Below are 18,267 nucleotides of genomic sequence, written 5' to 3' on the forward strand. Positions count from 1 at the left end.
TGGGAACATCCCTTTTTCATCATCGCTTGTTCAATTCGCGTAAAGAACTGTACATGCATCATGGTGCTGTAAGCAGTCGGTCGCAACCGAAAACAGGCTCACACCTCCGCAGCCACCTCTCCCAGACCGCGTTTTTGCCGCAGCTTGCGCAGCACCACCCCATGGGTAGGAGAAAATAAAATCGCCAGGAGCAGGAACGCTCCCGCCACCGTAATCATGCTGGCTGCGATCGAGGCGTCCAGCAGCATGGCCAGGTAGTACCCCGCTACCGCGCTGGCGGAGCCGATCAGAACGCTGTAGACGATCATTCGGCTCAGCTTTTCCGTCAGCAAATATGCGGTGAGCGGTGGGACGACAAGCATGCCGACAACGAGAATGGCGCCAACGCTTTCGAAGGAAGCGACGGTCGTCACCGAGACAAGCCCCATCAGCAAGTAATGAAAGAGCGCAACCGGAATGCCGACGGCCGCAGCCAGCCCCGGATCGAACGAGCATACCTTGAACTGCTTGTAAAACAAACCGATGACGAGCACGTTAAGCGCAAACGCAAAGCCGACCAGCCAGACCGCTTTCGGGCCGATATCCGTTCCGAACCATTCGATCGTATTCCAAGGCACATAAGCGATTTCCCCGTACAACACACAGTCTAGATCGAGGTCGATATTGCGGGTGTACAAGCTGACCATCGTTATCCCTATAGCGAACAATGCCGTAAAAACGACTCCGATCGAAGCATCCGACTGTACCCCGCTTTGGTGGAACAGCTGGATCAGGAAGACGGTGAGCAGCCCGATCACGGCCGCACCGAGCATCATCGCCACCGATTCACGGCTTCCGCTGACGAGAAAGGCGATGACGATCCCGGGCAGCACCGAGTGACTGATCGCATCGCCGATCATCGCCATTTTGCGCAGCACGAGGAAACAGCCGACCACACCGCAGGCGCTCGCCACGAGCACTCCCGTTAAAATCACAAAAAACGTATTCATGCCGTCTCCCCCTTGCCGGATCCGACCGCGCTTTCGGTTATGACCCTTTTTTTCACCGACAGGCGAATAAGCAGCTTGGACAGCAGCCCTCTCCGGGGGGCAAAAACGACGGATACGGCGAACAAACCGGTCGCGCACAGCACGCTGAGCGGCCCTGTCGGCAGGTTGGCTCCCTGCGCGCTGATCCATGTGCCGGCGAAGCCGGAAACCGCCCCGAACACCCCCGCCAAACCTACCATTACGCCAAGCCTCTCCGTCCAGTAACGTGCCGATACGGCCGGCGTAATGAGCAGCGCCGCCATCAGGACAACCCCGACCGCCTGAATGCCGACGACGACGGCTACGACGATCAGCAGCATGATCGCCTGATCCAGCAGCGCCACCGGAAAGCCGAGTCCGCGGGCGAAGCCAGGGTCAAAGCTGATCAGTTTGAACTCTTTAAACAAGAGCGTGCAGGCGCCGACCAGCAAAGCGGAGATGACGGTCATCGTATACACGTCGGATAATACCATCGTGGCCGCTTGACCGAACAAAAATTTGTCAAGACCGCTTTGATTTCCGCTGCCGCTGTGCTGAATTTCGGTGAGCAGCATGATCCCGACACCGAAAAATACGGACAGCGTCGCAGCAATCGCCGAATCCTGCTTGATGCGCGTGTAGCGGGTCATGAAGCCGATCGTAAGCGTAGCCGCCACTCCGGCTACCGCGGCACCGAGCAGGAAACCGAATATCGACTTCGAGCCGGTCAGCATAAAAGCGATGCATACGCCCGGCAGCGCCGCATGCGCCAGCGCGTCGCCCATAAGCGATTGCTTGCGTAAGTATGCGAAGCAGCCGATTACGCCGCTGCTCAGCCCGAGCAGCATGCAGCCGAGCAAAATCCACCTGGCGTTCGGATCGGAAAACATCAAGAGCCAGTTGTTCATCGCCGTCACCTCGAAGGGATCAGCATCGGCTGATCGTCGCGGTCCAAAACAGCCAGCTTGCCGCCGTACGTCCGCTGCAGGTTTTGTGTGGTAAACACTTTTTCGGTCGGTCCGAATTCGATCAAGTGAACGTTCAGCAGCATGACCCAATCGAAGTATTCCTTGACCGTAGCCAGATCGTGGTGAACGACGAGCACCGTTTTTCCCTGCCTTTTCAGCTCGCCGAGCAGCGCAACGATCGCTTTCTCGGTAGCGGCGTCGACCCCGACGAACGGCTCATCCATGAAATACAGCTGCGCATCCTGGGCCAGCGCTCTCGCCAAAAAGATACGCTGCTGCTGTCCGCCGGAAAGCTGGCTGATTTGCCGCCCGGCGTAATCCGCCATCCCGACCTTGGCCAAACATTCGAGTGCGATCCGCTTCTCTTCCGCCCCAGGCCGCCGGAACCAGCCCAAATGGCCGTATCTGCCCATCATGACGACATCAAGCGCATTCGTCGGGAAATCCCAATCGACCGATTCCCGCTGCGGCACATAACCGACGAGTTTTCTCTGCTCTTTGTACGATTTGCCATAAATCGATACATCTCCGGTCAGCCGGGGAATGAGGCCCAGCGACGCTTTGATCAGCGTCGATTTTCCCGCTCCGTTCGGACCGATGATGCCGATCAGCTTTCCTTCCGGCACTTCGAAGGTAACGCCGCGCAGCACCGGCTTCTTCTGATAGGCGACGGACAAGTCGCTGACCGCTAACGGTAAAGATTTCATTTCGCCTCTCCTCCTGCATATCGATTATTTCAATGCTTTGACGATCGTATCGACGTTATGGCGCACCATCCCGACGTACGTACCTTCCGGCGTACCTTCCTCGCCCATCGCGTCGGAAAACAGCTCCCCGCCGATCGTAATCGTGTGTCCTTTTTCCTTCGCCCCTTGAATGACCGCATCGATCGCTTTGCGCGGTACGCTGGATTCGATGAAAACCGCCTTGATTTTATTGGCGACCAAAAAATCTCTCAGCTCGGTCACATCTTTTGTTCCGGCTTCCGAGGCGGTGCTCATTCCTTGCAAACCCGTTACTTTGATCGCATACGCGTCGCCGAAATAGCCAAATGCGTCATGGGCCGTTACAAGCACCCGCTGCCCCTCGGGAATGGAGGCGATCTGCTGCCTCGCGTAAGCGTCCAGCTCCATCAGCTGCTTTAAGTAATCCTCCGTGTTTTTTCTGTAAGCGTCGGCATGGGCCGGATCAACCTTGATCAGTTCGTCCCTGACCGTTTCCGTCGCCGTCATCCAGTGCTGCACATCAAACCAGATATGCGGATCGTGCTCGGTTCCCTGTTCGGGGTCGCCCGCTCTGAGCTTTGAAACGGGTATGTTTTTCGACACCGCGACAGTCGGCTTGTTTTTGGCCATCTTTTCAAAAATTTCAGCCATTTTTCCTTCCAGATGCAGCCCATTGTAAAAAATAATGTCCGCCTGCTCGAGTTTGCCGATATCTCCTTGCGACGCTTTGTACAGATGGGGATCGACACCCGCCTTCATGATTCCCGTTACCGTCACATGCTCGCCGCCGACCTGCTTCACAATGTCCGTGATCATGCCTATCGTAGTAGTCGCCTTCACCGTTCCCCCCGAAGGGGCCTGGCTTGTCGCCGCCTGCTTCGCTCCGCATGCGCTGAGTGAAATCGCTGCGACAAACGCGAACAAAACCGTGCCAAACCTCCTCATCGCTCTGTGCCAAATTCGTTTGCGATTCATTCCATTCGCTCCTTTTTGTTTTATGTAGGACAAACTTTTCCCTTAATACAATTTATTTTCCTTTTACCTACATTATGAATTATACGAAATTATTTTGCATTAGTGCAACATAAAAAGAAAATAATTCCTCTTAAGTAGGGCCACCCCCTAAGTTGGGCCACCCCCTAAATCCCCCTTAAAGGGGGACCCCAGGCTTCCGTAGCCGGCTTTGCTCCGCAAAGCCCTTAAGGCGCTCAGGCGCCCTGGACCCGCCCGGTTTGAGGGACTGCTCGCTGCTAGTTCGCGTTTGTCCGGCATGGATTTATTGCTTTTAGGTAATAAATCCTATGCAGGACACGCTGCACTTTTGGTGCGGTGCCGCGGGAGGATTTTGCGTGCCTCGTGCTCGCGTTCGATAGCGTGGATTCTGCCTCGCAGAATCCTACGCTTTCACGCTTTACCTTGAGCGCGGTGCCGTAGGAGTGAATGCGTGCCTAGGACTCGCGTTTGCCCGGCATGGATTTTGCCAGCGCAAAATCCTATGCCGGGCACGCTAAACTATACTTGTCGGATCTACAAAAAAAGACGCTCGCCGCATAAAAAGTGCGACTCGCACCTTTTTATGCAGCGAACGTCCATTTTTGAATGATGAACTTTCCGAAACTACCCGCTACTCCGCCAGCCCGTGCTTGAACGCGTAAATCGCCGCCTGCGTGCGGTCCTCTACCCCGAGCTTGGCGAGAATGTTCGTCACGTGAAACTTGACGGTCTTGATGCCGATGAACAACTCGTCGGCGACGTCCTGGTTGGACTTGCCCGCGGCGATGAGCCTCAGTACCTCCATCTCCCGCTCGGTCAGTTCCTCGTGCGGGAGCGTTTGCGGTTTCGCCGGCTGGCGGAACCGGTTCATGATTTTCGAAGCGACCTGCGACTCGAGTACGGATTGGCCTTTGACCGCGGCGCGGATCGCCTGGGCGATTTCGGAGGCGCGGGACGTTTTGAGCAGGTAGCTGAAGGCGCCGGCCTCGATGACGGGGTACATTTTTTCATCGTCCAAAAAGCTCGTCAGCACGATCACCTTGCAATCCGGGTACAGCTGCAGCAGTCTGCGCGTCGTCTCGATGCCGTCCATTCCTTCCATGACGAGGTCCATCAGCACGACATCCGGCCTGTACTCCTGCGCGAGCCGGATGCCTTCCTGACCGTTGCTCGCTTCCCCGACCACTTCGATATCGTCCTCCGTGCCGAGCACGGCGGCAAGCCCGATGCGCACCATCTCATGGTCGTCGACCAGCAGCACCTTAATCTTCGGTTCCAATCGCATCTCCTCCTTCAGCCAAAATCGGCACCCGGATTTCGATCCGGGTTCCTTTGTCCGGCGCGGTTATAATATTAAACGATCCGCCGATCTCGTTGACGCGCTCCTTCATCGTCACGATGCCGTAGGAGGCGTGTTTTTTCTCGTCGAGCTTGAAGCCGACGCCGTCGTCGCGAATCGACAGCCGGATCGTATCGCCGGGCTGCGTCAGCTTGATCTCCAGCCGGTTCGCCTTCGAATGGCGCAGCGCGTTCGACATCGCCTCCTGCACTATGCGGAACAGATGGTCCTCGATCCCCTTCGGCAGCCGGATATCTTCGGCAAGCTCCCAGCTGATTTCCATCGGCACCTTGGCCCGCAGCTCCTGCAGCAGCTCGACGAGCCCTTCGCTGAGCCGCTTGCCCTCCAGATGCACCGGCCGCAAATGAAGCAGCAGCGCCCTCATCTCCGATTGCGCGACCGAAGCCATCTCTTCGATCAGATAAATTTGCCGCTGCGCTTTGTCAAAATCTTTATCGAGCGTCCGGCCGACCGCCGTCGCCGTCATCGAAATCGCAAACAGCTGCTGGCTGACGGCATCATGCAGCTCGCGGGCAAGACGCTGCCGCTCCTCGACGATCGCCGAATATTTCGCCTTCTGCGCGAGCTGAGCGTTGTTCGAGGACAGCCGCTGCAGCGTGGTGACCTGCTCTTCCCATTTTTTCGTGATCTGGTTAAGCTGTTCGCCCAGTCGTCCGATTTCGTCTTCCCCTAGCAAGGGTACGGTACGGCTGAGGTTGCCCTTCTCCAGAGACAGCATCACCTCGCGGATTTGCTCGAGACGCCTGGTCGTCTTGCTGCTTGTCCAATAGCCGTACACCCCGCCGGTCGCCGCCACGATGCCGATCAGCGTCAGACTGAAGCTGACGCCTTCCTCCCACGAGGCAAAATCCTTCAAGTACCCGCCCGAGTGCAAAAAATAAATAACGACGCCGAACAGCACAAAGCTGAGCAAGATCGACTCGCCCATGCTGCGCCATATCATATTGGTCAGCCGCCGTTTATACCCTAACATGGCTAAAGTCCTTTCCGAAATCGTGTTCCGCATCGCCCCGGGGACCGGGCCCTGGACTAACGCATCACACGATTTTGATATCGATATCTCCTACGATATAGCTGATAATGAGTTTCACCTGCTGATCGCAGTATTCGTAGTCCGGCGATTGCCAGACGATTTTGTTGGTGACGCCGGCTTCCTTCTGCGGTCCGACGTCCAGCTGTCCGAACAGCACGGAGGCCGTTACCGATACGCCGACCCCTTCCGGCACGATGATGTCCACGTCGGCGATAACCCCTTGCAGCACCAGCGTCGTTTCCTTTTGCTCAAAAATGGCGAAGGTGAGATCGATCTGAATCTCGCCGATGACGTTCCAGATCGCGCAGTCGCGCACGATCCACGGATCTTTGCCCCAGCGGATGCTGTCGATCGGCCTTTGCTTCTGGATGTAGGCCTCGCTGCGGTGCAGCTGTCTCGACTTGATGTAAAACAGCCCGAGCGAGATCAATATAATCGCGAGAATAAGCGAGAAATGCCCGCCGAACAGCATCACAAGGCCGATCGCCAAAAACACGAAGCCTTTGCGCGGCGAATCCGAACGGACCCTTTTTACCCCAAGCATCAGAAAAAGGAGAGCGACCACCGTGAAAAAACTGATGTGATTGTCTGCCAGCAAAAACAGCCCGGCAACGATGAGCACAATGGCGGCAGCGCGGTTCCTGTTGTTTTTTTCCATGGGGTCACCTCCTTATGTGTATCCGGTATCTGCGAAAAAAGCCATAGGCAGCCGCTCCCGCCCTATGGCTTATCCTAGCATATTTGCCGCTTCACGGGCAAAGACTAATTTGCCGCGGCCACTTTCTCGCCGGACCGCGCCGAGGTGCCCTTCAGCCGCGCGCCAAGCTGGCGCAGCGCTTCTTCGAGCGCATCCGCCGGCGACGTCTTGCCCGGCGCGAACCCCGTGTCGCCGCCGGCATTCGGCGCCGCATCCGCTTCGGCGGCCAGCTTCTCCTCCATGCGCCGGAAGCCGGCCTGCGCGGCGGAGGCTCCGCCGGACAACCGCTTCACCGACGCAGCGTGGGCAGCCCGGGCGGCGAGATCGCCATGCTTCGCGATCATCTGCCGCTTCGTTTCCTTCAGCTCCGCGAGCCGAATGAGCAGCTCATCGGCTCTTGCCTTCTCCAGCGTAAATTGCTCGGCATATTCGACGGCCTTCTCCTCATAATATATGCGGCTTAAGGTCGCCTGCTTGGCATCCGCGTCGCGTCCGGCCTTCAGCGCTTCCTGAGCTTGCATTTCCGCTTTCGCCGCGACCATCAGCGCATCCTCGTGCCGCTCCTTCAAGCGGGTCGCCGCCGCCGCCTGACGGGCCGCTGCAGCTTCAGCGCGGTCGATATCCGCATCCAGATTCCTCATGTAATAATTCAGCATCGTCACCGGGTCTTCCGCGCGATCCATCATGTCGTTCAGCTTGGCCTTCGTCATTTCCGCCATTCTTCTCCATACGTTCATGCCCGTTCTCTTCTCCTTCTATCGCTGCGCCTTAAGCGGAGCGTTTCTTTTTCAATAGAGATAATCCGTATCCGATCAGCGCTGCTGCGATCAATACCACGATGAGTCCCGAGGCCAGCTTGCCGAGCAGGAGGAGCGCTCCGAGTCCGCCTACGGCCAGACCAAGCAGCGTTCGCCCGGAGTTCAGCGCAAAATAACCGGCCCCAACCAATGCCAAAGGCACTAAATAAGAAGCCCACGATCCGGCAAGCACCCCGATTTGATTCAGCAAAAATACGCATCCCGCCAAAATCAGCACAATCGCCAGCAACCCGCCGCGTTTTCTATGTTTCATCGCCATTACCACCTTCATCTTTATGCTAACCCGTTGCTCGTTATAGGTTTATTGTAAACGACGAGCCATCCGTTCAAAACGGACCTGCGGCGGTATTTGCAACTGGACCTAAGACGGGGGACGAGTCCGCCCTAAGAATGCATTAAGGATGCAACCGGGAGGCACATAGTCGGCAGTCCCATTGGCAAACCTAACCCCGAGGTGAACGAAATGAAGCTGTTTGGAATAGTTTTGACCGCATTGAGCCTGATTTTTTCCATCCCGCCTTATGCCGCCCAAGCGGCGGGCTCGATTTTGCCGGTAACGGTAGAAACGGTGGGCCGGCCGGTGCAGGTGTTTGACGTAACCCAAGGCAAAGTCGTCGCTGCGCTGCCCAATACCCCGGAAATCCAGCAGGAAGCGCGTCAGTGGATTAACGCGATCAAGGGATTCGCCGCGCAGATCAAAGGCGAACCGAAGGACGGACTCGTCCTTCGCATCGAGCTCGCCGAACCGGCATTACTTCCGCCCGAAATCAGCCGGGAGCCCGCCTCGGAAGTGTTCGTCATCATTCATGCCGACCCCCGGCGCCCGGCGCAACTGCTCCTGTTTACAAAAAAAGGCCAGCCCCTGCTGGTCGATACCCAGGCGGAGCTGACACCTTTTTTGCGCAAACACGATTTGCTGAAATATCTCAAAAAAAGTCCATCAAGTACGTAGGACGGTCCGGAATGAGCTTCTCGAGGAGCGCTGCCATTCCTTCCGATGCCTGAAGCCGGCCGGTCTGCCGCAAAAAAACCGGACGCTGGTAACCGGCCAGCATCGTCGAGAGCGTCTGGATATCGCAGGATACATCCGCCGCCAAGTCTTTATCGGATGCAGCCGGCCGCTCGATGGAAGCCGTTCCATCCGGAGTTATGCGAATGCCGAATATCCCGTCGTTCCATGAAGCAAACGTATCCTCCACGCGCAGCGTCAGCTCGGCCCCTTCTTCCGTTCGGGCGAACGGATACTGCCGCAAAAACGCTTCAACATCGACCACGCGTACCATAAAATAAGGAACGGTCTCCTGCTTGCAGCGCGGATTGCCTAGCCTGACCGGCAGCCGGTCCTCGGCGGGAGCCTGCAGCTTCACGGTGCGGATCATCGAGTCGTGGTTCGCGATAAACTTCCACAGACCGCGCCATGCCGCTTCATCCAGCAAAATAAGCTCATGAATCGTCATCGTCCTGTCCTTCACTTCATACAGGATGTAACCGCGATCATCACCTTCCGGATTCATCCATACGGCGGCGGTTCCTTTCTTATTGCGAAGAATCCGCTCCTCCCACCATTCCGCCGATCTTTGCAGCATCCCGCTGTACCTGGCGGCGTACTCTTCATAGATCGGTCCGAGGCGCTTCGCATTCGGACCGATTCTTTCAATGCGGCCCGGCTGCGGAGGGAGCTCCGGCAGGTGCATGCGCTCCAGCTCGTACCGCTTGTGTTCGGTCAGCATTTCCCAGCCGTACTTGCGGTAAAAGGGAAATTCGAACGGGTGCAGGTATGACAGCATCTGGCCCTGCTCCTTCATCGTCTCCAGCGCCTTCAGCAATAGCTTCGCCACCATGCCGCCGCGCCGGTATTCGGGCCACGTAGCGACGCTGGCAATCCCCCCCATTGCGAACAGCCTGCCCTGCATCCACGTGTTCAGGTCCAGCAGCGTCAGTTTGGAGGCGAGCTTGCCGTCGACAAAATAACCCCATTGCTGCTCCGGCTTCAGCTTCGCTTTGCGCTCCTCCAGCTCTCCGTCCTTCAGCTCGTATTGGAAAGCAAACGCCGAGAGCCGAATGCTCTCTTCCAGCTCCGCCTCTTTCAAATTGCGAATTTCTTCCGCCATTAGCGCATCCTCCTTTATCTATTGCCGGTTGCTATTTTTCATGCCTCTGCCGATATGCTTGGATAATCTGCCCAGTTTCCATCATACCATGTTTTTGCAAGCCGGCATAAGGGGATGTGCCGACCGGTCCCGGGCGAGCTTTTACATGCGTCCGTCCGTTTATTTACGCCGTTTCCCGGAAGGACCGGAGGAAATATTTACCGCTAATGTTTTATTAGCCGCTATGCTATGATCGGCTTACAGGGTGTGTGAACGCTTGCAAATGCCCTGACATAACTTCATATTATGGAGGCATCGTTTATGAAACGTCAACTGCTTTATGTTACGCTTCTTCTCGGGCTCGGCTCCACTCTCGCCCCCGCGCCATCCATGGCCGCCTACACCTACGATGTACCCAAAGCCAAGGTCGTCAAAACCGTCAATTTTCGCAGCGAACCCTCCACTTCCGGCACAGCCATCCGGTACTTGAAGGTCGGAGAAATTTTGGACGTGCTTGGCAAGCCGAACAGCAGCTGGCTGCAAGTCAAGGATAGCAATGGGCAAACCGGGTACGTCAGCTCGTCCGCCACATACATAACCCAATTCAACGAACAAATATCTCCGCCGGCCAACGGCAAGGTGATCAAATCCGTTTCGTTTCGCACCGGCCCATCCACGGACGACTCCAGAATCCGCTATTTGCAAAGCGGCGAACCGGTCTGGATATTGGACAAGCTGAACAGCTACTGGTATAAAATCGCCGACACGAACAATGTGATCGGGTACGTCAGCACGAATCCCGTTTATATCGACACCCAGTTCCAGGACGTCCCGGACGAGCCGGTTGAAGCTTCATTCCCGACGCCGCCCAATGCGACTGTCGTCTCATCCGTATCGTTCCGCAAGGCGGCCTCGACCGATTCGGAGCGGATTCGCTATTTGAACCAGGGAGAAAGGCTGCTCGTCCTTGACAAAACAAACGATTACTGGTACTACGTGCAGGACAAAAACGGCGTCATGGGTTATGTCAGCACAAGCAGCAAATACATATCCACCACTTATGTCGAGCCTTACAAGCTGCTGGACCCTGCAGTCGCCGCGCAGAAGGTGATCGACGCGGGCATGAAATATATGGGGACGCCTTACGAGTTCGGCTCCAGCCGGTACGATACGTCCACCTTCGATTGCTCGGACTTTACGCGCCAGGCTTACCTGGACGGCATCGATCAGCTCATACCCGGCGATTCCCGCGCCCAGGCCGCCTTCGTGAAAGGAATCGGCAAGACGCAAACCGACTGGCATCAGCTGAAAAAAGGCGACCTGATGTTCTTCATGTCTTATAAAGGATATAAACCGAGCGACTACGCGTCCGTAGACAAATCCGCGGAAACCGTGACGCATGTCGGCATCTACCTGGGCGACGGACGCGTGCTTCACACGTATTCCGTGGAATCCGGCGGCGTTCGCATCGATACGATCGCCGGCTCTACATGGGAGCTGCGCTTCATGTTCGGCGGGGCTACTTATTAATCTATCAATGTCTCCCCCCTTGTTCCGCTATTGCTCAAATGGATTCATCCGTAATCAGAGGAACTGAGATTCGTATCTCCTCTATCAAACATACAATCGAATAAAGGGTTGTCTCATTTGGTCATTTTCATGACGGATGGGGCAGCCCTTTTGCAGCTTCTCCGAGCTTCAAGCTTCGCCTGCGCAGCGGATGCCGCATTCCCTTTCTTCTCCGGATGCACTGACACCGGTTGAAGCAGCCGCAGCGTCAGCTCCACTTCAAAAATGCCGTACGTTTGATCTTACGTCACATCCAGTTTCCTTCAAAGCTTTTGACAACCTCCGCCGACGAAAAAAGCCACCGCCGCACTCAGGCGCACCGATGGCTTTTTGGGTGATACTTTTTAATTTCGTCGCTAATTGGCAGCTCTTTTCAAAAATCTCTCAAGAAAGCTGTCCCATGTTCTTCTCATAATTTTCAATGCTTTTGATAGCCGTGTCGAGACTGCTCAAAATATGCTCCTTCATCGCCCGTTCCGCACCGTCGGCATCTTTTGCCGCAATGAAATCTAGAATCCGCTGATGTTCCTCAACGGCCTTCCCCTGCCTGCCCCTGCTGTGCTTGATAAGCGAACGGTATCGGTTGATATGATCGTTGAGCATGCTTAATATTTTTATCGTCGTGCTTCGTCCGCTTAATTCATAAAGGTAAGAATGAAATTCGCTTCCATACAAAGTGATATCGTCTTCGTTTCCTTGTTCGGTCGCGAATTTAATATTCTCCAGGATAGACGTAAGTGCCTGAATATGCTTTTCTTCAGCGCAGCTGGCGGCATTTCTCGCCACAAATCCTTCAAGCATGCTGCGAACGATGAAAATTTCTTCAACTTCCTTTCGGGAAATGGAAGCGACCTTCAGCCGCCCGTTCGACTGGCGAAGAACCAGTTCTTCCATCTCCAGCCTTTGAATCGCTTCGCGAAGTGGGGTCCGGCTAATTTCCAGTTCCGCCGCAATGCTTTCCTCGTTAAAATTTTGGCCCGGCTTCATCTTGCCGTTAATAATTCTTTCTTTCAACTCGAGATAAGCTATATCTTTCGAAACCCTGCGAGCTCGATGCTCCATTTTCCTCACTATCTGCACCTCTTTATGCATACAGTATATTTGTATACAATATAACATATAAATTAATAAAATTAGCAGTCCTTATCGTTTTAAATCAAATATTTTATCGGGAAGCTAGGAGCCAGAGCATTGTTAGGGGAGGGGATTTGGGAAATGGGAAATTACTAATTTCATTAACGTAACATAAACAAGATGCTTTTTCAAGTTTTTACATACGGCTTACATAAATGAAAAAAAGAGAAGCCGGCATCCCGTTCCCAATTCACAACTTTATTGCGAATTTAAGTAGAGGCCAGCTTGTAATCCAAATTTACAAATTCAATTGTTGACCGATTTAGGCAGCTTTATTTTCTGCAAAGCCTGATTAAGATCGGCAATAATATCTTCCGGATCTTCCAGTCCGACGGAGAAACGGATCAGACCGTCCGTAATGCCGAACTTCGCTCTCTCGCCGGGAGGGATTGAATAGTGGGTCATGGAAGCAGGGTGCTGCACCAACGTTTCCGGATCACCGAGACTGAACGAGATCATGGCCAGCTTTAACGAATTGATGAATGTCTTGCCTTCTTTGAAGCCCCCTCTAACCTCGAAAGCGACGATACCGCCCATCGCTTTCATTTGTTTCTTGGCAAGCAGATGCTGCGGATGAGATTGCAGCCCCGGGTAATACACATTCTCAATAGCCGGGTGAATCTCTAAAAACTCGGCGATTTTTTGAGCGCTGCTGCAATGTCTTTCGACGCGCAGCCCCATCGTTTTTAATCCCCTTAGAGCCAGGAACGACTCCCAGGAGTTTAAATTTTGCCCCAAATCGCCCATCAGCTTTTTCCGCATCATGTGGATGTGCTGCTCTTTGCCGACGATCAAACCAGCAATCACATCTCCGTGCCCGTTAATGTATTTGGTTGCGCTGTGAACGACCACATCTGCTCCCAGCTCGATCGGCCGTTGCAAGTACGGTGTCATAAAGGTGTTGTCAACAATCATTGGAATGGCAAACCTTTTGGCTACGGACGATAACGCCCGAATGTCGAGTACGGTAAGACACGGATTGGATGGAGTTTCGATATATAATGCTTTCGTACTTGGCTTAATAGCCCGCTGTACGGCCTCTATATCCGTGCAATCGACAAAATCGAATTCGATGCCGAATCTGGGGGCGAGCGAGGTCAGAAAGCTGTATGTCCCGCCATATACATCTTTGGTGACCACGACATGATCGCCTTGCTTCAAAAAAGCCAGCAGTGAAATCGAAATAGCGGCCATACCACTACTTACCGCCAGCGCATCTTCACCGCCTTCAAGTTCGGCGATTTTTTGCTCCAATACGCGGGATGTCGGGTTTCCGTACCGTCCATAATAAACACCCTCCGCCTCCCCGGAAACGACCGCAGCCGCAGCTTCAGCGCTAGTGAATGCGTAAGCTACCGCAGGGGTGACCGTTTGCGATATGGCTCTTGTAGCTGGATCCGGTTTTTGTGCCGCGTGAATAAGTCGAGTATCGAATTTCCATTCTCCCATCTGACGAGTCCCTCTCTTTCGCAATGAACACTTGAATAATTGAATATTTGTATACAATTATTTTTCGGCGACTGTTCCTGTCGACCTGATAATTTCGCCAGTCAGCTCTTCAAGAACGGCCTGCCTTACAGGATATCTGATCACACATCCGGGGGCAAGTATTAACTTATTGTTGTTGACCAGCCCGGATACCTCTTTGATTTCGTGCCTTAAATCTTCCATTCGGCCATTCGTAATATGGAATCTCTGGAGGCCGCCGACAATCGTTTTATCGGGAACCAGCTTAATAAATTCGCTCACAGAAGGAGCCGTTTCCCAAATATGCCAGTTAAACGCGTGAACCGGATAGTCGATGAGCAACTTATGCATAATGTCTGTACCGTGAATATGCAGGATGTTGAACCAGGAATCATTTGAAATCGAATTCAGGACCTGCTTATCATAAGGCACTCCAAATTGTATGTACTCCTCTTCCGTTAGTTGGGAGTAAGTTGCCATCTGATTCGCGCAAAAAACGCCGGCGCAGCCCCTTCGCAAAGCTTCTTTGGCAAAGTTTACTGTTACGCGCGTGATCAGCTCCAGACCCGCTTTGACTTGCTCCGGATATTGTTTGATATGCTTAAGCATCAGTGGACCGCAAAGCTTAGAGGCCGTCGTCAAAGGAGTAAAGATAGTGACGACGACCGGAGCCTCCCCCTTCACTTTGTCAAGGAGAAGCTCCAGTGAATCCAGCTCTCTGCCGAGGGCGCCATCGGTCACATCCGGTTCCACGAGACGCGTCCAATCATCGGGCGATTCGATTCCGTATTTGACGATCTCCGCTACGCCCCCATGGGGAACTTTCGCATAATCGGACACGCAGCCGAAGTCTTCGATGGAAAACATACCGTTAGGCATATTTTTAATGAAGTCCAAGTCATAGGTTTTGTAAAAACGGTACGTTTCCTCGGCCAGCCGCACAGGATCAAGATCGATGAGCGGCAAATGGGTCCAAAAGCTATATGGGACCCGATCCAGCTTCTCACCCCTTAATGCTGCTTTGATTCGCATAGTTCCCGTTATTTTCATGGAATACTCTCCTCGCTCATTCGGAAACGATCTTGACCTCGTCTCCTATCATTATGGTGCCTTCTGACAAAATCCGGACGAAAACCCCGCTGTTCATCATCCCTTTCAGTAATCCCGATTTCCCCGTAAGATCTTCCAGGTATTTGCAGGGATGGCAAACACGAACCCCATACAACGATACCGAACCGATCGTAAATTCTTTTCCGATCAGATCGAGCGGATTGATCCCTTCTGTTTCGATATTTCGCCGATGCTCGCCGGGTGCCAGCGTAATCCCGAATTCCGACTGTAGGCGCTCCAAAGCCGCCGTGTCGATAATCGTCAAATCTCTATCGGGAGACCGCTGGGACCATGTGCCGGCCCCGTACGAATAGCGGTCTCCTTCCAAGCCTTTCCCGGGAATCGTCTTGACTTCGTCGACGGCAACCATCGGCTCCCCTGCAGCAGCCACCTTATAAAGTGCGGTGACGACATTTTTCATGCGATCAGTCCTCTCATTGCGATTTAATCGTGCTCAACGACGGAACACGTATATAGATGACCGTCGGAGACTTGTCTGACTTCCGGAGCTTTCCGCGAGCATTCCGGCTGCGCCAGCGGACAGCGGGTATGGAACCGGCAGCCCGACGGAGGATCCATCGGACTGGGAATATCTCCTCCCAGCAGGATTCTCTCGCGTTTGTGCCGCTTGTCGTGAACCGGCACGGCGGACAGCAGCGCCCTCGTATAAGGATGCTTCGGATTCGTAAATAATTCCTCCGCTTCCGCCATTTCCACCAACTCTCCCAAATACATCACGCCGATGTGAGTAGCTACATGTCTGACCACACTTAAATCATGGGTTATAAAAATGTAAGACAACCGGAGTTCGTCCTGCAAATCTTTAATCAAGTTTAAAATCTGTGCTTGAATCGACACGTCCAAAGCAGAGACCGCTTCGTCAAAAACAATGAGCTCGGGCGAAACAGCGAGCGCTCTAGCTAGCCCGACCCTTTGTCTTTGCCCTCCCGACATTTCGTGCGGGTATCTTTTGGCGAATTCCGGCCGGATTCCCACCATGCTCAATATGTCGGCGATTTTCATATCCATCTCCGTCTTGCTGCCGGCCAATTGGTGAATTTTCAGCGATTCGCCGATGATATCGCCGATTTTTTGCCTCGGATTTAAGGAAGCGTACGGATCCTGGAACACCATTTGGAACTTTCGACGCATCTTTCTTAATTCATGGGAGCTTAAAGACAAAATGTTCTTATCTCCCAGCCATACCTCCCCCGACGACGGCTCGATCAATCGGATGATGCATCGCCCCAAGGTCGATTTGCCCGAACCGGATTCGCCTACAATCCCAAGTGTTTCGCCGCGGTTTAACGTTAAACTGATGCCATTTACTGCCTGAACATATTTTTTGGCGAAGCCGTCTTTTACGGGAAACCACTTCTTTAGACTCTGAACTTTAAGCAGCGGCTCATCGATAAACGCCAAATCAGTTGTCAACGGCATTCCACTCCTTTGTGTACATCCAGCACTTGACTAATCCGCCTTGAACGTCATAAAACTCGGGATCCGCGGCTTCGCATTGCGGGCGGCTGTGCCTGCATCTCGCATGGAATTTACAGCCATGAGGCATTTCGTAATTATTCGGAACCGTTCCTTCAATCGTCTCCAGTCTGTCTTTCTTGACCTTCATAGTCGGAAGCGAATTGATGAGACCCTGCGTGTACGGATGAAGCGGATTTTCAAATATTTGGTCAATATCCGCGTATTCCACAGCGCTTCCGGCGTACATTACCATCACCTTATCCGCCATCTCCGAGATAACCCCCAAATCGTGGGAAATCATAATGATGGACATGGACAATCTGTTTCTTAATTCTTTCATGAGTTCGATAATTTCGGCTTGTATAGTGACGTCCAGAGCGGTTGTCGGTTCGTCCGCTATAAGAATTTTCGGATTGCAGGAAAGCGCGATGGCGATCATCACCCTTTGCCGCATACCGCCCGAAAGCTCATGGGGGAACTGTTTAAACCGTTTTTCCGGCGAAGGGATGCGAACGAGCTGCAGCATCTCGATCGCTTTAACGTAAGCTTCTTTTTTGTTCACTTTTTGATGTAGCCTGATCGTTTCCGTCAGTTGATTACCTATCGTGTACACCGGATTTAACGAGGTCATCGGCTCCTGGAAGATCATCGATATCTCGTTGCCGCGAATTTTGCGCATTTCGGGCTCCGACTTGACGAGCAAATCGTCGCCATAAAAATAAATTTGCCCGCTCACTTTGGACACCACAGAAGGCAGCAGGCCCATAACCGCTCTTGATGTCAAGCTTTTGCCGCATCCCGATTCGCCAACAATCCCCATAATTTGCCCCTTTTGAAGCTCAAAATTCAAACGGTCGATCGCCTTGGCTACTCCATGGGCTGTATCAAAATAAACGGTCAGGTCATTCACTTTCAATACGGCGGAAGACATAACCCATCCCTCATTCAGTTTATGATAGTTTGGCTCTTTATTTGGAGCTGCCGCTGAGCTTAGGATCGAAATAGTCCCTTAGCCAGTCTCCGAACAAATTGATACCGAGCACGGTCAGCGTGATAGCCAGACCCGGAAATATCGCCACCCACGGCTCCGAAAGGATGAGCGTTCTCGATTCGGACAACATTTTTCCCCATGTGGGAATTTCCGCAGGCACTCCCAAACCTAGGAAGCTTAACGAGGATTCTACCAGTATCAATTGCGCCATCTCCAGCGTGGCGATAACTATGATTGCGTTAAAAATGTTCGGAATAATGTGCTTGAAGATCACAGCCGAATCTCTGGCTCCAACGGATTTGATCGCCTCGATATATTCCAGCTCTTTTACAGCCAATATTTCCCCCCGGATCAAACGCGCCAGGCTGACACCGGCGCTCAGTCCGGCGACTAATATGATATTTGCCACCCCGGGCCCCATAACCGCAACGATAAAAATGGCAAGCAGCACGAAAGGAAACGCCATGTTGATATCGACAAATCTCATGATCACCGAGTCCCATTTGCCCCCGTAGTAGCCGCTGATCGATCCGAGAACAAGTCCGGTAACGATGGCCACCAAGGTTCCCGCTACGCTGATCAGGATGGAAATCTGGCTGCCATGAATCACTCTGCTTAATATATCCCGGCCCAATTGGTCCGTTCCGAGCAAATGCGCGCCGCTTCCGCCCTCGCTCCACGCCGGAGGTTTTAATTTATTGGCGATATCCTGCTGAAGAGGATCGTATGGAGATATAATATTCGCTGCCAGGGCGCAAAACAGCACGACGATAATGATCGTGAGGCCAAGCAATCCCGCTTTATTGCGCTTCAAGTTTTTCCACAT

19 protein-coding genes are annotated in these 18,267 nt (G+C 53.5%); 2 read left to right on the plus strand and 17 right to left on the minus strand.

The window, feature by feature from the left end:
* Positions 1-98: 98 nt before the first annotated feature.
* The 9 genes from MYS68_RS23605 to MYS68_RS23645 form a co-directional block, all read right to left on the minus strand.
* Positions 99-989, minus strand: a complete 891-nt coding sequence (locus MYS68_RS23605) for a metal ABC transporter permease (protein ID WP_248928208.1) — start codon at positions 987-989, stop codon at positions 99-101.
* Positions 986-1,915, minus strand: coding sequence for a metal ABC transporter permease (locus tag MYS68_RS23610; protein ID WP_248928209.1), 930 nt, complete (start codon positions 1,913-1,915; stop codon positions 986-988). The genes MYS68_RS23605 and MYS68_RS23610 overlap by 4 nt, the downstream gene beginning before the upstream one ends.
* Before the next feature lie 5 nt (positions 1,916-1,920).
* Positions 1,921-2,682: a metal ABC transporter ATP-binding protein gene (locus MYS68_RS23615; RefSeq protein WP_248928210.1), complete on the minus strand. Its 762-nt coding sequence runs from the start codon at positions 2,680-2,682 to the stop codon at positions 1,921-1,923.
* Between the two features lie 24 nt (positions 2,683-2,706).
* Positions 2,707-3,675, minus strand: coding sequence for a metal ABC transporter solute-binding protein, Zn/Mn family (locus MYS68_RS23620; RefSeq protein ID WP_248928211.1), 969 nt, complete (start codon positions 3,673-3,675; stop codon positions 2,707-2,709).
* A gap of 649 nt (positions 3,676-4,324) precedes the next feature.
* Positions 4,325-4,972: a response regulator gene (locus tag MYS68_RS23625; protein WP_420852154.1), complete on the minus strand. Its 648-nt coding sequence runs from the start codon at positions 4,970-4,972 to the stop codon at positions 4,325-4,327.
* Complete coding sequence (locus MYS68_RS23630) at positions 4,956-6,026, minus strand: sensor histidine kinase (protein WP_248928213.1); 1,071 nt, start codon at positions 6,024-6,026, stop codon at positions 4,956-4,958. The genes MYS68_RS23625 and MYS68_RS23630 overlap by 17 nt, the downstream gene beginning before the upstream one ends.
* A gap of 64 nt (positions 6,027-6,090) precedes the next feature.
* Complete coding sequence (liaF, locus tag MYS68_RS23635; protein WP_248928214.1) at positions 6,091-6,744, minus strand: cell wall-active antibiotics response protein LiaF; 654 nt, start codon at positions 6,742-6,744, stop codon at positions 6,091-6,093.
* 104 nt (positions 6,745-6,848) lie between these two features.
* Positions 6,849-7,520, minus strand: a complete 672-nt coding sequence (locus tag MYS68_RS23640) for a PspA/IM30 family protein (RefSeq protein WP_248928215.1) — start codon at positions 7,518-7,520, stop codon at positions 6,849-6,851.
* 31 nt (positions 7,521-7,551) lie between these two features.
* On the minus strand, positions 7,552-7,854 hold the full coding sequence (locus tag MYS68_RS23645; RefSeq protein WP_248928216.1) for a LiaF transmembrane domain-containing protein: 303 nt from the start codon (positions 7,852-7,854) through the stop codon (positions 7,552-7,554).
* A gap of 210 nt (positions 7,855-8,064) precedes the next feature.
* On the opposite strand from MYS68_RS23645, the gene MYS68_RS23650 reads away from it, so the two are divergent.
* A complete protein-coding gene (locus MYS68_RS23650) occupies positions 8,065-8,553 on the plus strand; it encodes a hypothetical protein (protein ID WP_248928217.1) in 489 nt (162 codons plus the stop codon).
* On the opposite strand, the gene MYS68_RS23655 is transcribed toward MYS68_RS23650, so the two are convergent.
* Complete coding sequence (locus MYS68_RS23655; RefSeq protein WP_248928218.1) at positions 8,528-9,712, minus strand: GNAT family N-acetyltransferase; 1,185 nt, start codon at positions 9,710-9,712, stop codon at positions 8,528-8,530. The two genes, MYS68_RS23650 and MYS68_RS23655, sit on opposite strands and share 26 nt — an antisense overlap.
* Positions 9,713-10,012: 300 nt before the next feature.
* Here MYS68_RS23655 and MYS68_RS23660 point away from each other — a divergent pair, with 300 nt between their 5' ends.
* On the plus strand, positions 10,013-11,221 hold the full coding sequence (locus MYS68_RS23660) for a C40 family peptidase (protein ID WP_248928219.1): 1,209 nt from the start codon (positions 10,013-10,015) through the stop codon (positions 11,219-11,221).
* Between the two features lie 423 nt (positions 11,222-11,644).
* On the opposite strand, the gene MYS68_RS23665 is transcribed toward MYS68_RS23660, so the two are convergent.
* The 7 genes from MYS68_RS23665 to MYS68_RS23695 form a co-directional block, all read right to left on the minus strand.
* Entirely contained in the window at positions 11,645-12,322 is a 678-nt protein-coding gene (locus MYS68_RS23665) for a GntR family transcriptional regulator (protein WP_248930992.1), read from the minus strand.
* Positions 12,323-12,640: 318 nt separating this feature from the next.
* Entirely contained in the window at positions 12,641-13,843 is a 1,203-nt protein-coding gene (locus MYS68_RS23670) for a trans-sulfuration enzyme family protein (protein ID WP_248928220.1), read from the minus strand.
* A gap of 57 nt (positions 13,844-13,900) precedes the next feature.
* Positions 13,901-14,911, minus strand: coding sequence for a uroporphyrinogen decarboxylase family protein (locus MYS68_RS23675; RefSeq protein WP_248928221.1), 1,011 nt, complete (start codon positions 14,909-14,911; stop codon positions 13,901-13,903).
* A gap of 16 nt (positions 14,912-14,927) precedes the next feature.
* Entirely contained in the window at positions 14,928-15,392 is a 465-nt protein-coding gene (locus MYS68_RS23680) for an MOSC domain-containing protein (protein WP_248928222.1), read from the minus strand.
* Between the two features lie 23 nt (positions 15,393-15,415).
* Positions 15,416-16,384 carry an ABC transporter ATP-binding protein gene (locus MYS68_RS23685; RefSeq protein ID WP_248930993.1) on the minus strand — a complete coding sequence of 323 codons (969 nt, stop codon included), beginning with the start codon at positions 16,382-16,384 and terminating at the stop codon, positions 15,416-15,418.
* Between the two features lie 10 nt (positions 16,385-16,394).
* Positions 16,395-17,381: an ABC transporter ATP-binding protein gene (locus tag MYS68_RS23690; RefSeq protein WP_248928223.1), complete on the minus strand. Its 987-nt coding sequence runs from the start codon at positions 17,379-17,381 to the stop codon at positions 16,395-16,397.
* Between the two features lie 37 nt (positions 17,382-17,418).
* Positions 17,419-18,267: an ABC transporter permease gene (locus MYS68_RS23695; protein WP_248928224.1), complete on the minus strand. Its 849-nt coding sequence runs from the start codon at positions 18,265-18,267 to the stop codon at positions 17,419-17,421.

The sequence above is a fragment of the Paenibacillus hamazuiensis genome, assembly GCF_023276405.1.
GTDB classification, from domain to species: Bacteria; Bacillota; Bacilli; order Paenibacillales; family NBRC-103111; genus Paenibacillus_AF; species Paenibacillus_AF hamazuiensis.

What these genes read in the sequence shown, in the direction of transcription:
- MYS68_RS23605 (WP_248928208.1), bottom strand. Translation starts at nt 989, where the DNA reads ATGAATACGTTTTTTGTGATTTTAACGGGAGTGCTCGTGGCGAGCGCC.
- MYS68_RS23610 (WP_248928209.1), bottom strand. Translation starts at nt 1,915, where the DNA reads ATGAACAACTGGCTCTTGATGTTTTCCGATCCGAACGCCAGGTGGATT.
- MYS68_RS23615 (WP_248928210.1), bottom strand. Translation starts at nt 2,682, where the DNA reads ATGAAATCTTTACCGTTAGCGGTCAGCGACTTGTCCGTCGCCTATCAG.
- MYS68_RS23620 (WP_248928211.1), bottom strand. Translation starts at nt 3,675, where the DNA reads ATGAATCGCAAACGAATTTGGCACAGAGCGATGAGGAGGTTTGGCACG.
- MYS68_RS23630 (WP_248928213.1), bottom strand. Translation starts at nt 6,026, where the DNA reads ATGTTAGGGTATAAACGGCGGCTGACCAATATGATATGGCGCAGCATG.
- liaF (WP_248928214.1), bottom strand. Translation starts at nt 6,744, where the DNA reads ATGGAAAAAAACAACAGGAACCGCGCTGCCGCCATTGTGCTCATCGTT.
- MYS68_RS23640 (WP_248928215.1), bottom strand. Translation starts at nt 7,520, where the DNA reads ATGAACGTATGGAGAAGAATGGCGGAAATGACGAAGGCCAAGCTGAAC.
- MYS68_RS23645 (WP_248928216.1), bottom strand. Translation starts at nt 7,854, where the DNA reads ATGAAACATAGAAAACGCGGCGGGTTGCTGGCGATTGTGCTGATTTTG.
- MYS68_RS23650 (WP_248928217.1), top strand. Translation starts at nt 8,065, where the DNA reads ATGAAGCTGTTTGGAATAGTTTTGACCGCATTGAGCCTGATTTTTTCC.
- MYS68_RS23655 (WP_248928218.1), bottom strand. Translation starts at nt 9,712, where the DNA reads ATGGCGGAAGAAATTCGCAATTTGAAAGAGGCGGAGCTGGAAGAGAGC.
- MYS68_RS23660 (WP_248928219.1), top strand. Translation starts at nt 10,013, where the DNA reads ATGAAACGTCAACTGCTTTATGTTACGCTTCTTCTCGGGCTCGGCTCC.
- MYS68_RS23665 (WP_248930992.1), bottom strand. Translation starts at nt 12,322, where the DNA reads ATGGAGCATCGAGCTCGCAGGGTTTCGAAAGATATAGCTTATCTCGAG.
- MYS68_RS23670 (WP_248928220.1), bottom strand. Translation starts at nt 13,843, where the DNA reads ATGGGAGAATGGAAATTCGATACTCGACTTATTCACGCGGCACAAAAA.
- MYS68_RS23675 (WP_248928221.1), bottom strand. Translation starts at nt 14,911, where the DNA reads ATGAAAATAACGGGAACTATGCGAATCAAAGCAGCATTAAGGGGTGAG.
- MYS68_RS23680 (WP_248928222.1), bottom strand. Translation starts at nt 15,392, where the DNA reads ATGAAAAATGTCGTCACCGCACTTTATAAGGTGGCTGCTGCAGGGGAG.
- MYS68_RS23690 (WP_248928223.1), bottom strand. Translation starts at nt 17,381, where the DNA reads ATGTCTTCCGCCGTATTGAAAGTGAATGACCTGACCGTTTATTTTGAT.
- MYS68_RS23695 (WP_248928224.1), bottom strand. Translation starts at nt 18,267, where the DNA reads ATGTGGAAAAACTTGAAGCGCAATAAAGCGGGATTGCTTGGCCTCACG.